At 57.3% G+C, this 14,379-nt stretch carries 18 protein-coding genes; 9 read left to right on the forward strand and 9 right to left on the reverse strand.

Features of this window, described 5'->3' with window-relative positions; translation table 11 throughout:
- Positions 1-21 precede the first annotated feature (21 nt).
- From HX792_RS29160 to HX792_RS29195, 8 genes are read left to right on the forward strand one after another with little or no spacing between them, the layout of a single operon-like run.
- Positions 22-603, forward strand: coding sequence for a YjfI family protein (locus HX792_RS29160; RefSeq protein ID WP_176999307.1), 582 nt, complete (start codon positions 22-24; stop codon positions 601-603).
- A 17-nt stretch (positions 604-620) separates the two neighbouring features.
- Positions 621-1,319 (forward strand): PspA/IM30 family protein, encoded by a 699-nt coding sequence (locus HX792_RS29165; protein ID WP_176999290.1) that lies wholly within the window; start codon positions 621-623, stop codon positions 1,317-1,319.
- A 58-nt stretch (positions 1,320-1,377) separates the two neighbouring features.
- Positions 1,378-1,938, forward strand: coding sequence for a rhomboid family intramembrane serine protease (locus HX792_RS29170; protein WP_176999291.1), 561 nt, complete (start codon positions 1,378-1,380; stop codon positions 1,936-1,938).
- Positions 1,939-1,997: 59 nt separating this feature from the next.
- Complete coding sequence (locus tag HX792_RS29175) at positions 1,998-3,032, forward strand: ion channel (RefSeq protein WP_176999292.1); 1,035 nt, start codon at positions 1,998-2,000, stop codon at positions 3,030-3,032.
- On the forward strand, positions 3,019-3,693 hold the full coding sequence (locus tag HX792_RS29180; protein ID WP_176999293.1) for a DUF2491 family protein: 675 nt from the start codon (positions 3,019-3,021) through the stop codon (positions 3,691-3,693). Before HX792_RS29175 ends, HX792_RS29180 begins: the two co-directional genes overlap by 14 nt.
- Positions 3,694-3,708: 15 nt before the next feature.
- Positions 3,709-4,137, forward strand: a complete 429-nt coding sequence (locus HX792_RS29185; protein ID WP_176999294.1) for a DUF350 domain-containing protein — start codon at positions 3,709-3,711, stop codon at positions 4,135-4,137.
- Positions 4,138-4,155: 18 nt separating this feature from the next.
- Positions 4,156-4,869: a DUF1190 domain-containing protein gene (locus HX792_RS29190; RefSeq protein ID WP_176999295.1), complete on the forward strand. Its 714-nt coding sequence runs from the start codon at positions 4,156-4,158 to the stop codon at positions 4,867-4,869.
- 12 nt (positions 4,870-4,881) lie between these two features.
- Complete coding sequence (locus tag HX792_RS29195; RefSeq protein WP_176999296.1) at positions 4,882-6,039, forward strand: glutathionylspermidine synthase family protein; 1,158 nt, start codon at positions 4,882-4,884, stop codon at positions 6,037-6,039.
- A gap of 76 nt (positions 6,040-6,115) precedes the next feature.
- Here the strand turns inward: HX792_RS29195 and HX792_RS29200 are convergent, their stop codons facing one another.
- From HX792_RS29200 to HX792_RS29210, 3 genes are read right to left on the reverse strand one after another with little or no spacing between them, the layout of a single operon-like run.
- On the reverse strand, positions 6,116-7,204 hold the full coding sequence (locus HX792_RS29200; RefSeq protein ID WP_176999297.1) for a macro domain-containing protein: 1,089 nt from the start codon (positions 7,202-7,204) through the stop codon (positions 6,116-6,118).
- Positions 7,201-7,845 (reverse strand): DUF4433 domain-containing protein, encoded by a 645-nt coding sequence (locus HX792_RS29205; RefSeq protein ID WP_176999298.1) that lies wholly within the window; start codon positions 7,843-7,845, stop codon positions 7,201-7,203. Before HX792_RS29205 ends, HX792_RS29200 begins: the two co-directional genes overlap by 4 nt.
- Positions 7,842-8,414 carry a DarT ssDNA thymidine ADP-ribosyltransferase family protein gene (locus HX792_RS29210; protein WP_176999299.1) on the reverse strand — a complete coding sequence of 191 codons (573 nt, stop codon included), beginning with the start codon at positions 8,412-8,414 and terminating at the stop codon, positions 7,842-7,844. Before HX792_RS29210 ends, HX792_RS29205 begins: the two co-directional genes overlap by 4 nt.
- A 501-nt stretch (positions 8,415-8,915) precedes the next feature.
- On the opposite strand from HX792_RS29210, the gene HX792_RS29215 reads away from it, so the two are divergent.
- Positions 8,916-9,170 (forward strand): DUF6124 family protein, encoded by a 255-nt coding sequence (locus HX792_RS29215; protein ID WP_176999300.1) that lies wholly within the window; start codon positions 8,916-8,918, stop codon positions 9,168-9,170.
- A gap of 90 nt (positions 9,171-9,260) precedes the next feature.
- Here HX792_RS29215 and HX792_RS29220 read toward each other — a convergent pair whose 3' ends face one another.
- The 6 genes from HX792_RS29220 to HX792_RS29245 form a co-directional block, all read right to left on the reverse strand.
- On the reverse strand, positions 9,261-10,244 hold the full coding sequence (locus HX792_RS29220; RefSeq protein WP_176999301.1) for a hypothetical protein: 984 nt from the start codon (positions 10,242-10,244) through the stop codon (positions 9,261-9,263).
- Complete coding sequence (locus tag HX792_RS29225; RefSeq protein ID WP_176999302.1) at positions 10,241-10,600, reverse strand: nucleotide pyrophosphohydrolase; 360 nt, start codon at positions 10,598-10,600, stop codon at positions 10,241-10,243. Before HX792_RS29225 ends, HX792_RS29220 begins: the two co-directional genes overlap by 4 nt.
- Before the next feature lie 456 nt (positions 10,601-11,056).
- Positions 11,057-11,830: a helix-turn-helix transcriptional regulator gene (locus HX792_RS29230; protein ID WP_176999303.1), complete on the reverse strand. Its 774-nt coding sequence runs from the start codon at positions 11,828-11,830 to the stop codon at positions 11,057-11,059.
- Between the two features lie 214 nt (positions 11,831-12,044).
- Complete coding sequence (gene ppa, locus HX792_RS29235) at positions 12,045-12,572, reverse strand: inorganic diphosphatase (RefSeq protein ID WP_176999304.1); 528 nt, start codon at positions 12,570-12,572, stop codon at positions 12,045-12,047.
- Positions 12,573-12,666: 94 nt separating this feature from the next.
- On the reverse strand, positions 12,667-13,497 hold the full coding sequence (locus HX792_RS29240; protein WP_176999305.1) for a zinc-dependent peptidase: 831 nt from the start codon (positions 13,495-13,497) through the stop codon (positions 12,667-12,669).
- A gap of 7 nt (positions 13,498-13,504) precedes the next feature.
- A complete protein-coding gene (locus tag HX792_RS29245) occupies positions 13,505-14,161 on the reverse strand; it encodes a DedA family protein (protein ID WP_176999306.1) in 657 nt (218 codons plus the stop codon).
- Positions 14,162-14,379: the final 218 nt, after the last annotated feature.

A 14,379-nucleotide genomic window follows, 5' to 3' on the forward strand; every position in this document is an offset into this window, starting at 1 on the left:
AAAAAACCGTCGAGCTTCTACATGAAGCAGATGCGCGCGGGCCTGGCGGCCGCCGGTTATGTGAAACACGAGACTTGGGTGCTTCCCGAAAACCGAAGCCTGCTCAAGCAGATGGAGAAACAGCTCCGCCAGCCGATCCTGGCTGGCTCATTCATGTCGGAGATTTACATGAGCGCAGGCACTAACTGGAACATCGATCGACTGTTCACGGCGCTGCAGGCCCTGGACGAAGTGGTTTCCAACGACATCACGCTTTCTCTGGTTCAAGGCTCGGAGTCCAGCATCAAGCTGGAAATGAACGACTTCGGCGGCTTGCCGATTTATATCGCGGTGGTGGGTGAGCAGATCATCGTCGACACCGTGCTGGTCGACGTCGAGTCCATCAACAACGTCGAAAAATTCAATGACGCCGTGCTGCGCAGCCGGGAAATGTTCCCGCTGTCGTCGATCGGCATCGAGTCCATGCCCAACGGGCAAGTTGTTTACAACATGTTCGGCGCGCTGAGTTCTGACTCCAGCCTCACCAACATCGTGACCGAGGTGAAAACCCTCGTCGACAACGTGCAGCGCGCCAGCGAAGCCTTCGAACGTTTCTTCAATTAAGTATTCGGGAGTATCTGATGACTCAGTCCATCTGGAGCAAACTGTTCACCGCGCTGCGTGGCGGTGCCAGCGAAGTCGGCGAAGCGATCGTCGACCAACAAGCCCTGCGCATCCTCGACCAGGAAATCCGCGATGCCGACACCGCGCTGGCCAACGCCAAGCGTGAGCTGGTCAGCATCATGGCCAAGCACAAGTTGGCCAATGACCGCGTCGGCGAGTACGACGCCAAGATCACGGACCTGGAGACCAAGGCGATGGCCGCCATCCAGGCCAACCGCGAAGACCTGGCCCTCGAAGTGGCCGAAGCCATTTCGACCCTGACCAACGAGCGCGACGCCGAGCAGAAGCAAGCCGCCGAATTCGGTGGTTACGCCGACAGCATGCGTAAGGACATCACCAAGGCCGAAAGCCGGATCAAAAGCCTGCGCCAGCAAGTGGACATGGCCAAGGCGCGTGAAAGCGTGCAAAAGGCTCAGGTCAGCGCGTCCATCGCCAGTGGCGGCGCCAACGGCAAGTTGGAGACGGCCGTTGGCACGCTGAACCGCTTGCAAGCCAAGCAGCAGCAACGCGCCGCTGAACTGGAAGCCCAGGACGAACTGGCCGAGGCCTCGACCGGGACTGACCTGGAACGCAAGTTGCGCGAAGCCGGCATCACGCCGAACGAAGGCAGCGCCAATGCGATTCTGGAGCGCCTGAAGCAGAAGTCGGCTGAGTAAATAATGCCGCAACAGGAAGGGCCTATTCTCGGCCCTTTCTTTTTACGTCGAGGTCAGGATGGACGCCCTCAAGGGTTTCAAGATGATCGCAGGCCTTGCCCTGCTGATGGTCGCACTGCAACTGTTCAATGTGGCGACCGGTTACAGCCTCATGGCCTTTGGCTTGATCCCCAGGACGGTGCCGGGCCTGTTCGGCATTCTCACTTCACCGTTTTTACACGGGTCCTTGGCTCACCTGAGCGCGAACCTGATTGCCTTTTTGGTACTGGGCACCCTGGTGATGATCGAAGGGTTCAACCGATTCGTGACCGTCAGCCTGATCATTATTCTGCTGGGCGGCGCGCTGGTCTGGCTGTTCGGTTTCAGTGGCGTGCACATTGGCGCCAGCGGCTGGGTATTCGGGCTGTGGGCCTACCTGTTGTCGCGTGCCTGGTTCCACAGGAGCTGGACCAACCTGATCACGGCCGGGGTCGTGGCACTGCTGTATGGCGGGCTGGTCTTTGGCTTCCTGCCGCGCCAGGGCGTTTCGTTCGAGGGGCATCTGTTTGGTGCGCTCGCCGGATTTATTGCAGCCAAGGTACTTCTCTCTGCACCTCGCAGCAGGTTTAATGCCGGCTGAGCGCACTGGAGCATCCAGGCGCCGAGACGATGGCAACTACCCAGGGAATCAGGGGCAAAATGTCGATTTTTCTTTTGTTGCGCCTGTACGCCTCCTCCCTCTTTCACCGTTTCGGCTGGGCAGGTCTGGTCATCGCCCTGGGCGTGCACCTGAGCACCGCTTATTTGGGCCTGGTGCTTCTAGGCGAGCAGCACCTCACCACGCTCGCCACGTTTATTTACTTCTACCTAACCACCACACTCACCGTCGGTTATGGCGACCTCGCGCCGCAGACCTCGGCCGGGCGGGTGTTCGTGGCCGCCTGGATCATGCTCGGCGGCATTGCGCTGCTGACGGCAGCCATCGGCAAAACCACCAGCAGTGTCATCGATGCATGGAGAAAAGGCATGAAGGGTAAAGGCGATTTCACCGGCAAGGTCGGCCACACGGTGCTCATCGGCTGGGAAGGCGCGCCCAGCGAGCGGGTCATCGAGTTGTTGCTGCAAGATGAAACCTCCAACGACAACCTGATCGTCATTTGCGATTGCACCCTCGATGAAAACCCCATGCCCGGCAAAGCGGCGTTCATCCGCGGTGAAAGCCTGTCGTCCACCGCGTTATTGCTGCGTGCGGGTGTGCCCGGCGCCGAACGTGTACTGGTGCGAACCCCGTCGGACGACCTGACACTCGCCACCGTGCTGGCGGTGAACCAACTGAGCCCTGTCGGCCATGTGGTCGCCCACTTCAATGAAAGTGAAATCGCCGCACTCGCCAGCTCCTACGCGCCGCGGCTGGAATGCACCTCAAGCATGGCCATCGAGATGTTGGTGCGTGCTTCCCAGGACCCGGGTTCGTCAGTGGTCATCAATGAGTTGTTGTGCGTGGGCCAAGGCGCCACCCAATACCTGATGAAGTTGCCCGAGGCCTTCGAAGCCACCTTCGGCGACCTATACAGCCGGATGAAGGAGCATCACAACGCCACCCTCATCGGCTACCGCGCCAAAGGCGCCCAGCAACCTTCGATCAACCCGCCCAGCGCCACGCGCGTTGAGGGCGGCGAATTCTTCTACATCGCCTCCACCCGCCTCAAGGACATTTCCAATGGGATGGTTTAAACAGTTGATGGGGCTTGAAGCCCCGAGCGCGCGTCCTGAGTCGCATCACGCTGGCGGCCAACCCCTGTCAAGCAACGGCCCGCTGGGCCTGGCACCGGGCAAAGGCGTGATGTTCGACTCGAGCCTCAAATTGCTGCTCGATGAGAAAACCTCGGTGGTCATCCCCGGCTCCCAGGAGATCTGGAGCAATGGCACCCTCGACCTCGGGCAATCGACCTGGCTGTCGCGCTACTACATGAACGACGAAGACTACTGGCTGCAAGTGCACACCACCGGCGAAATCGCCGGGCAGGTGGAGTCGGTGATCCTGTTCAACTACCTGAGCTACGTCACCCTCAGCAGCGAAGCGGAACTGCGCCGGCTGGCCGGCCCGCAAAGCCCGATCGGGCTGCCGACCTACACCCACAACGGCGTCGAATTCACCCGTGTGTGGGGCAGCGAAGCGGGCCAGACCGAACTGGTGGCGATGACCGAGCACGTGGTCAATCCCGAAGAGGCCTACAGCGTCGAGCACCGTTCGATGTTATACGCCCGTGACACCGGCCTGACGGACCGCCGCGAGTTCCTGCTGTTTTCCGTCGAAGAAGACGCCGAAGGCACCATCAGCCTGAGCACGTCGCTGGGCATTTCGCTGTACACAACCGACCTGACCGCGCTCTAAACAAGGAAGCCATTCATGCTAGAAGCTCTCTCCATCTCCCTGAACAAAGCCGCCGTGCTCGGGTTTGTCCTCTACATCCTCGGGGCCGCCGTCCTGTTCGTGCTGTTCCAGTTCCTCTACACCCGCATCACCCCGCACAAAGAGTTCGAGCTGATTCGTGCGGGCAACGTGTCTGCGGCGGTCGCCCTGGGCGGCGCCATCGTCGGCTTCGCCATTCCGGCCAGCAACGTGATCGCCTACTCGATCAGCCTCCTCGACTTCGTCGTCTGGGCGCTGATCGCGGCAGTCGTGCAACTGCTGGCGTTCCTGCTGACCAGCCTGGTGCTCAAGGGCACGTCCGAGCGCATCAAGAACGGCGAGCTGGCGGCCGGCATTTACGTGGCGGCCGTGGCCATCAGCGTCGGCATGTTGAATGCCGCGTGCATGACGCCAACCTCGAACTGATCGCCCACGGAGCTCCCGATGAAACGAAGCAAGTACGTCCAGCTGTCGCTGGCAGCGTCGGTCGCCATGGCGATATCCGGCTGTGGGCCGACGGAAAAAACCTACGATTTGCAGAAGAAGTACAACTTCCAGTCGGTGCAGCAATGCGCCGATGAAAAACTGCCGGTGGACGTCTGCTCGGACGCCTACATGACCGCCATGGCCGAACACCGCCGCATTGCGCCGGTGTACGACAACCAGGCCGATTGCGATGCCGACTTTGTCGCTGACTGGTGCCAGCAAGACTCCACCGGCAAATTCATCCCCCGGCTGGGCGGTTTTGAACTGACCGCCGAAGGTCGGGTGACGCAGTCCCAGGTCGACGCGGCCAACGCCCAAGTCGGCGGCGCGCAAGCCAACAGCGGCGGCTCGGGCTTCTCCACCAGCAGCCTGCTGACCGGCCTGCTGATCGGCAACATGCTGAGCAACAACCGCAACAGCTACCGCTCCGAGCCGGTGTACCGCTACCGCGATGACCGTGGCGACTACGGTTCATCAACGCTAAGCCAGCGCGTCTCCAAAGGCTCGACCTTCAGCCGCTCGAACCAGGCCCGCTACGGCAGCAGCAGCTACTCGAACACCCTGCGCTCCTCCAACAAATCCAGTACCGTTGCGTCGGCCACCTCCCGTGGCGGCTTCGGCAGCAAGGCCAGCGCACGCAGCGGCTGGGGCGGCGGCGGGTCGAGCAGTTAAGGAAGGCGAGCCATGAAGAAAATCCACTGCGCAGAACGTCACGACTGGAAACAGACCGCCGACAGCCTCGGCTTTCTGTTCCACACCATCGACGACGAACCCTACTGGGACGAAAGCGCGTACTACCAGTTCACGCTCAAGCAAATCGAGCACGACCTGGAGGACCCGACCACCGAGATCCATGACATGTGCATGGACCTCGTCGCCCGCGTGGTCGAGAGCGAAGAACTGCTGGAACGCCTGAGCATCCCCGCGCCGTTCTACGACATGATCCGCACCTCATGGCGCGAAGGCCACCCGCACCTGTACGGGCGCATGGACTTCTCCTACAACGGCACCGGCCCCGCCAAACTGCTCGAACTCAACTACGACACCCCCACCAGCCTCTACGAAGCCGCCGCGTTCCAATGGGGCTGGCTGGAACAATGCATCGAACGCGGCCTGCTGCCCAAACACGCCGACCAATTCAACAGCATCGACACCAAACTGCACCAGGCCTTCGCCCAACTGCAGATCAACCAACCGTTCTACTTCGCCTCGATGAAAGACTCGGTCGAAGACAAAGGCACCACCGACTACCTGCGCCTCGTCGCCGAAAAAGTCGGCATCGAATCCCGCCACATCGACATCGAAGACATCGGCCTCACCGCCGAAGGCCGCTTCGTCGACCTTGAAGATCGCTGGATTCCCCACCTGTTCAAACTGCACGCCTGGGAATTCATCTTCCACGAACCCTTCGGCACCGCGATCGCTGAGAGCGACACACAGTTCTTCGAGCCCGCGTGGAAATCCATCCTCTCCAACAAAGGCATCCTGCCGCTGCTGTGGGAATACAACAAAGGCCACCCCAACTTACTCGCGGCGCACCTGGATACCGACCCGGGCAAAGCCGTGCCGAAAGGCTGGGTGCGCAAGCCATTCTTCTCACGGGAAGGGGCGAACATCGAACTGCAAACGGCAGATGGGCTGATCGTGAAAGAGGACGGGCCTTACACCGATGCGCCGTTCATCCTGCAAGAATTCGCACCGCTGCCACGGTTTGGGGACAGCTATACGCTGATCGGGTCTTGGGTGATTGGGGACCAGGCGGCGGGGATTGGGGTGCGGGAAGACAATAGTTTGATTACGAAGGATTCGAGCCGGTTTTTGCCGCATTTGATATTGGATTGAGGCGGTCTACAGTGCCTCTCAGTCGAGTCCAGTCGATTACCTAAATGCCCGCGTCTGCGGGCAGATTTATGATCTCTCAGCAGGTAACCATCTGAGCATTGGAGTGGTTCTGTGTAAGCCGTTTGAGTGCAATCTCAAGCGCTTGGTCGTCGAACAGCTTGTTCTTACGAGCACCAGCACCGGCTCCGCCTTCCCAGTGTTTCAACGCTTCGCGCACAGCAGGGACGCTAGGGGAGACATTTTTCTGGCTCAGCAACCAATCGACTGTCGCCAGTAACTCCATACCAAATGGAGACTCGAAGCCGTCAATCAATTCGGCTGTGCACTCCAGGGCTTCGGAGTACTCCTTGGCTTCTGTTTTAAGATAGGTTTGTAGAAAGGCTTTGCGGTCTTGATCGAACCAGATCACATCACTGTTCTCCGCATCACCAATGCGCTTATCGCAATGCAGATAACTACCGTCCAGGTTATTAAGCAGATGATCTAATCGATTGGCATACGGCCCGTACTTGTGAGCAACGAACTTAAGGTCTAACGGGTTCTTGAGGCCTGGCCGTTTCTCAATGGCACGTTCCAGGAACCAGGCCAGCTTTTGAATCTCAAGCAGGCTGCACTCCATACCCAGCACCCAGTATCGCCGCACCAGTTCCGCAATAAGTGCGCGGGCCGGTGTGAGCTTCTCTACACCACTGCGCTTGGCGACATTCAGGTACTGATTGGAAGGTTCAAATACCAATACATCGACATCCAAATCACTCAAGACATCAACGATCTGTTCGCGAACCTCGGGCCATTTCAGGCCGCCGTTACCCGCACCTAGGGGCGGTACTGCGACAGACTTCACATGGTTTTCGATTAAAAAACGACGTAGGTCGTGTAGACCTTCGGTTATCCATGCCATCTGCGATGGCGATCGCCAGTGACGCTTGGTCGGGAAGTTAATGATCCATTGAGGACCTTCAAGTTCGTTGACTGCAGTGACGTGGACCTTGCCGGTCTCTACCTCACCAGCCTTGCAGGCCGCCGCGTACAAACGATAGTTTTCCGCAAAGCGCTCTTTGAACATCAGCGCGATGCCTTTGCCCATCACGCCCACGGTATTCACCGTGTTGACGAGGGCTTCGGTGTTGGCTTCCAAAAGGTTGCCTTGGGTGAATCTGATCATTGGAAATACCATCCCGGACGCGCATGCACAGACAACGTCAGGCCTCTAGCGGCAACGTCCTGCTGTATGCGTTCTTTCATCGCATCGGTGTAACACATGATGCCAAGGAGTCCTGTAATCGGTAGGTGGTGGTGAATCAGCGCTTCCGCCTGATAACGCTCCATTTTTCGAGGGTCATCGGGGTCACGTTTGAAGTCGCGTCGTTGAAGGATAGACCAATCGACTTGGTGGAGATTCGCCAGATCGCTGTAATAGTCTGTCCAATCCGGGTAAGCATGTGCGTTTGTGAAGACGAACGGTAGGCCAAGCTCGGCGACGCGGTGGAGGCTTGAGACGAGAATGACGATCTCATCATTGTTGCGCTGCTGAACGCTCCACCCGGAGTGAATGTTCTTCATCATCACAGAGAAGGGGGTGAAGTAGAAGGGCACGTAGTCGGACAAAAAACCCGCAGGAGCAATGGGGACACAGCGCGTGCGGCGTTTGTCGATTAAATCAACATTGCCTATGTTCACATACTGCGGTGCCTGCACCTCGGAGCTGGCGCAGTGCAGGCCGTTGTCCAGAATCCAGGGCAGATTGTCGCGATGAACGATCCGCCAGATCAGAGCCTTTTCTGGATTCAGGTTGCTATAAATCATCTAAGAAACATTCCCCGATTCACTCCGATTTGAACATTAACACCGGCCTCGCGCATTTTAGACGCACAGAGGGCTTCTACTTCGGCATTAGAAACAAAAACCTTGAAGAAATCGTTAGGGGAAACTACATCGGGCGATAGGCACTCAGCCATGCAGATGCTCTTGCATTGGGGATCATGGTAGTCCCTGGCATTCATGACCTCCCAATTGATGGCCTCGAAGCCCTCGGCATAATCAAGCAACTGAATGGCATCATTAGCCAATGGATGGCGGGGAATGACCTTCCATTGCTTTCTAATTGCCACGTTTCGATGAACTGTAATCACAACAAATTGGGCGTGAGGCCTTCTACGTTGAACGCTTCCATCGAATGGGTTTGCGGCAAACCAATGGAAAGGTACGTATTTCTCTAATGCGAGACCTTGTCGTTTTTTCAGAATCTCGGCATCAGCCACATCTTCGAATGCCCTGAGTTGCGCTCGCGGTTTTAGCCCGTTTTGAAAAATACTGCTCAGGTTTTCTAGTGAAGTGAGGTGATAGAGAAGTTTTTGTTCCTTGATATCCGCCATATCGGTCTCCTTGACCTATGCATGAGCTGAAGTTGTTTCATCCCTGCTCGCTCATCAGTTAGCAGGATGAGATGAGCGATTCTAGGGTGATGTCATTTTGATATGCAATGGCTGCTCTTAATGTGGCGAGCTGTTGACAAACCAAGGAGTCAGTAGCCCCGCAGCGCTCTCGAATTCGTTGTGCCAGCAGGTTCGGTCCCTTTCATTTGCGGGACATTTCCTAGAGAATCTCAGCCGCTTGCGCCAGCGAAGCTCCCTGACTAGGCTGCGATCCGTCACTGCACATTCAGTGATCGGGTTTAGTCGCCCGGACCTCGCTAGGCGCATGCGCCATCTCAAAGACAGGTGTCTTCTCACCTGCACTTTATGGTGGTTGTGCGCAGGGCACCCTCGGGTGCGCCGGAGCCTAGCAGCCGGTCGACTAACCTGCGTACAGCCGCCACCTCTGATTGTTTAGTCGCGAAAGGACGGTGGTATTCACTTACTGCTAGGGGTTTTGCTATGGATAACGTTTGTTCGGATTTTCCGTCATCGGGTATGACTTACCCATTCACCGTTAATGAAGAGCTGAGCTTTGAGGATGCCTGGGTGCGTGTGGCTGAGTTGCTGCATTGTGCAGTGGCGACGTCGCAGGTGCTTGGGGAACCGCTGGCTGCGCCGCAGAGGGCGGTGATGCATTTGGTGGAGATGGCGAAGATGGTGGCGGATCGTGCGGTGGAGTGTATTCAGCCGTCGAGCCCGAAGTGCCAAGCCTAGGATTGAATGTCCAAAAACCTGTATTCCGCCTAGGAGCCCCATAAGAATCAGGGCTGGTCGCGAGAAGGTGCGGCGAGCCCTGGCGCGTAGTCAGATCAAACCCGCTAATTCTCCTGGTTCAAACCCATGCGCATCTAAGTGCCAGGCGAAATATTTGCGATTCTTACGGCCCCATTCGGCCACTTTTTTGCCCAGGACTGTTTCGACGTAGTTAGCAGTAGCTTGAGTCATTTCACGCGACGGATGTTTGACCACGATTCCATCTCTAACCGACAGATAGCCATGCTCAAACAGTGGATCGCACCCTAACCGACACATCGGTATAGCGATATTCTCGATGTCGAGCTTTTCCTGGCTGCTACAAGCCGAGCGTTTCTTTATATGCGCTGCCACTAGAAGGTGTCGCGGATATTCATTGAGGCAAATGCAGCAGTGACTAGTCGGCTTGTTTCGAAATAAATGGCGAACAATGTACCTGTGTTCCAAGCGTGTAGATTGGCTGGCGGTTCCGTCCGTCGGCTGGTTTTTAATATCTTGGCGAGCCTCTTCCAGGGTCACTTCGGTGGGAGTGAAATCATGGTCCAGGTGTGGGAAGTGATTGAAGATGGCTGCGCTTTGCGCTTCATCGTAACGGTAAAACGAACGATCATGCGCGCTCCCGATACATGCCTGTATGGCTTTGAAACGGATAGCATGGTGGCGCACATCAGTGACGAAGTAGATGTTTTCCCACGTGCTTTCGGTGGAGGCATCTGCCCATCCCCAAAGCTTCAGAGCTAAATCTCTATTGTGTGTCCGATGAGTAAAGCAGGCACTGACCGTGATGACCGTATTAGTGTTGAATATGATCGTGTCGCCTGGGTTCATAGCAAGCCAAGCATTTCTAGTCTTGGGAGATGCAAGTCCCCAAATTGTCAGTTTCCCATCTGGATATGCAAGGCGTAGTTCAGACCGCAGTTCAGGATCCAATAAGTCTTGAACATCGCTGAACCGCACTGGATTGAGGATTGTGGTCTGCAGATTCTTACGAGCTATTTTATCCGAGCAAGGCTGGTAGATTACACGGGCCGTCATTCGCCTCTCCTCGAATACTTGACGGCATTGCCTTTGGCTTTCTCTACTGGGTATTTCACCGCATTAAGCTGAAGCTTGGCGTTCGCTGCTGCTTCGAGGTTAATGTTAAGACGGTCAGCAAGGCGAAGAAGATAAAGCAGCACATCAGCCATCTCTTCTTCAATGCCTTGAAGGGTGTCACTGGGCAGCGCACCCAGTTCGCTCTGTTCTGGGGTCAACCATTGAAAGTGCTCAAGCAGTTCGCCAGCCTCACCAGAAAGGGCCATGGCTAGATTTTTTGGCGTATGGAATTTGTCCCAGTCTCGATCGGCCGCGAAGGCAGCCAGCTCTGTCTGAAGAGCTTTCAAAGCGTCCATGATGATGAGATCGCACTTATAGCTGTAGGATCACGGACGTTATCTTGTAGGTAAATTCATGTCTAGGGCGACTGATGGCCAGATGCCCGTGAGACGGCGTGCTGCGAGTCAGTTTTACTTAGCTTAAGAGCAATTCGTTTGGAATGGAGGTCACTACTTGGCCGGCTTCCCTGCTTCTTGCCCCTCTGAAACGCTGGCGTTCTTATGAGGGAAGATGAATTTGGAAATCTTTTCTTCAAGATTTCCAGACATTAAAAAGCCGGCTTGTGGCCGGCTTCTCGGGGACTGCTTCAGCTTGTTTTTGACAAACCTCACCAGCCTTCAAATCGCTCAGCCCACGTTGCGTCGGGCTGAATAGTAGGGGCATCCGCGGGAACTCCTCCGCTTCGCCGAGCAGGGTGGATAGCGTAAAGCCACCCCCTGCCAAATGTGGGCCGCATGATACCCACATTCACCTCAAATGCCCACCTCCGGATCCGATTTAGAGCCTTCCCAGCCCAATACATGCTCATCCAGCGGCACGGGTGGGCGGCGGTTATTCAGGGTGGACCACCAGAACACCCAGCCCACGATCTGGAAGTTCTGTTCGAAGCGTTGCTCGTAGGTAAGGTATTCGTCGGGGTGTTCGCCGGCGTTGTGGCTGCGCATGCGCAGGCCACCGCCTGGGCGGTTGTAGAGGTATTTGATGCGCAGCATGCCGTCGTGTTCTACGGCGTAGATTTCGCCGTCGATGATTTGGGTGCGGCCTCGGTCGATGGCGAGGGTGGCACCTTGTTGGATGATGTCGATCATGCTGTTGTCGACCATGTAGGCACCCAGGGCGCGGTCGGGGTTTACGTTGAGGGCCTGAAGGGTGTGCAGGGTGACGCGGATGCATTCGGTGGAGGTGAAGGAGGGGTGGAGGTCGATCTCCACGTCGTTTTTTTCCGGGCTGGGGGCGGGGCCTGTGAGGTATTTGCCGGCGTCTTCGCGGGCAGAGAGCGCGTTCCTTGCGTTGGGGCCTTCCAGCAGGAAGTTGGCCGGTGGGTGTTTGGGGCCTTCGCCGGTGCGCAGCCAACGGCTGGAGATGCACAGCAGTTCTGCGATCTCGTTGAGTCGGCCCATGGGCACGCCGCGCTTGAACCAGTTGTTCACGTGCTGGGGCGTGACGCCGCGGTTCTTGGCGAAGTCGGAGGCGGAAAGGTGGACTTCCCGTAGTAGCGCTTTTAAGCGATCACCTGATGTATTCATAAACGCAGAGCTTACTGACCGGGGAAACAGATCAAATAAACCATGCGTTGAGCGGCGCCTGTAGGTCTTTGCTTAGTTGTAGCCCGATACTTCTATTTGAGATGGCAATTAAACATCATCTATAAAATGTTGAACTTGCCGTTTAATTTTTCCCACAAAAAAAGCCCCGAATGATCGGGGCTTTTTTTATTGCCGGGGCAATGAGGAGCGGGTATCAGCCTTTGTAGGCAGCGACCGACTTCAGGATCTCGGCGCGGGCGGCGTCTGCGTTGCCCCAGCCTTCGATTTTCACCCATTTGCCTTTTTCGAGGTCTTTGTAGTTCTCGAAGAAGTGCTTGATCTGTTCCAGCAGCAGTGGCGGCAGGTCGGTGTATTCCTTCACGTCCACGTACAGCTGGGACAGCTTGTCGTGTGGAACCGCGATAACCTTGGCGTCGCCGCCGCCGTCGTCGGTCATGTTCAGGATGCCGACTGGACGTGCGCGGATCACCGAGCCTGGCGCAACCGGGTAAGGGGTTACGACCAGGACGTCGAGGGGGTCACCGTCGTCGGCCAGGGTGTTCGGGATGAAACCGTAGTTGGCCGGGTAGAACATTGGGGTGGCCATGAAACGGTCAACGAACAGGCAATCGCTGTCTTTGTCGATTTCGTATTTGATCGGCGCGTGGTTGGCCGGAATCTCGATGGCGACGTAGATGTCGTTCGGCAGGTCTTTGCCAGCCGGAATCTTGCTGTAGCTCATTGGGCGTTGCCCCCGTTAATTGGCCATGAAACATGGCCGGATTGGCCTAAAAGTGGCGGCGATTATAGGCATATTCTGACGCCGATGCCATGCGTCAGACGTCGTACGGCGCCTGGGGTTCAGTCCGGTACCGCGCGTCGCTGGCTTGCAGTTGGGTCAAGCGGGCCAGGGGATCCTGGCGGTAAAAGCGGCTGAGCTGCGCGTACACCTGTGGATAACTATTGACCAGTAAATCCGGGGCGCTGAAGAAGTATTCGCTGGTGACGGCAAAGAACTCGGCCGGGTTTTCGGCGGCGTAGGGGTCGATCTCGGTTTCGACGTCCGGGTTGGCGTCGAGCTGGCGATTGAGGTCGTCGTAGGCGCTCTGCATCACGCTGGCCCACTCTTGCACGCGCATGTCGCTGTGCAGCGGTGGTAGGCCATTGGCGTCGCCGTTGAGCATGTCCAGCTTGTGGGCCAGTTCGTGGATGACCAGGTTGTAGCCTTCCCACTGGCCGCTTGCCAGCACACCGGGCCAGGCCAGGATCACCGGGCCTTGTTGCCAGGCTTCGCCGCTGTGTTCACCGTCCCATTCGTGTTCGATGCCGCTGCTGTCGCGATGGCGCTGGGGGCTCAGGAAGTCGTCGGGGTACAGCACGATTTCGTGGAAGCCCTGGTACCAGTCGAGGTCGCCCAGGTTCATCAGCGGCAGTTGCGCTTGGGCGGCGAGCAGCAGGCGTTGTTCCTGATGCAGCTCGACGCCGGGTAGGGCAGTGAGGTGTTTTTCGTTGAGGAATACCACGCAGGCTTCACGCAACCAATGGTCTTGCTCGGCGCTGATGCCGTCGAGGAAGGTCAGGTGGTGGCGCACCCGCTGCCAGGTGTCATCGGCAATCGGGTGCTTGGCCAGCAGGCGCCGGCGACGCCAGGCGCTGAGGGACCACATCGTAAAACTACTGCGACTTGGCTTCGGAGGACGCGCGACCAAAGCGGCTGCGGGCCACGCCAATGATCATCGGCACCAGGGACAGCAGGATGATGAACACCACCAGCAGCGACAGGTTTTTCTTGATGAACGGCACGTTGCCGAAGAAGTAACCCAGGGTCACCAGGCCGCCGACCCAGATGATGGTGCCGAACACGCTGAAACCGAAGAAGCGCGGGTAAGGCATTTTGGCGATGCCGGCGACGAACGGGGCAAAGGTGCGCAGGATCGGCAGGAAACGCGCCAGGGTCACGGTTTTGCCGCCGTGCTTGTCGTAGAAGTCGTGGGTTTTCTGCAGGTAGTCGCGGCGGAAGATTTTCGAGTTCGGGTTACTGAACAACCGTTCTCCGGCCGTTCGGCCTATCACGTAGTTGGTACTGTCCCCGAGGATCGCCGCCAACATCAACAGGCCGCCCAACAGGATCGGGTCCATGCCGCCGCCCGCGGCGATGGCGCCAGCGATGAACAGCAACGAATCACCCGGCAGGAACGGCATGACCACCAGGCCGGTCTCGCAAAAAATCACCAGGAACAAGATGGCGTAGATCCACACGCCGTAATTCCTCACCAGCGTATCGAGATACACGTCGAGATGCAGGATAAGGTCTAGCGGGTTGAAATCCATGTAAGGCACCTGTGTGAATGGCCCGGCTCAGCAGGCCTGTGCGGGGGCGTCGGGAAATAAGGCTACAAGTCTATGTCGCGATTCTTACAACCCTGAGAGGTCCGCATTATACGGATTGAGCCGTGAAAAGCGTGTTGGTTTTGTAGCGGGGGATGTCGCGATGCAGCGGCTGTCACCGTTCACCTGTCGGCATTGGTTTGTGTAGATACCGTCTTGAC

Source organism: Pseudomonas sp. B6002 (assembly GCF_013385985.1).
Taxonomy (GTDB): Bacteria; Pseudomonadota; Gammaproteobacteria; order Pseudomonadales; family Pseudomonadaceae; genus Aquipseudomonas.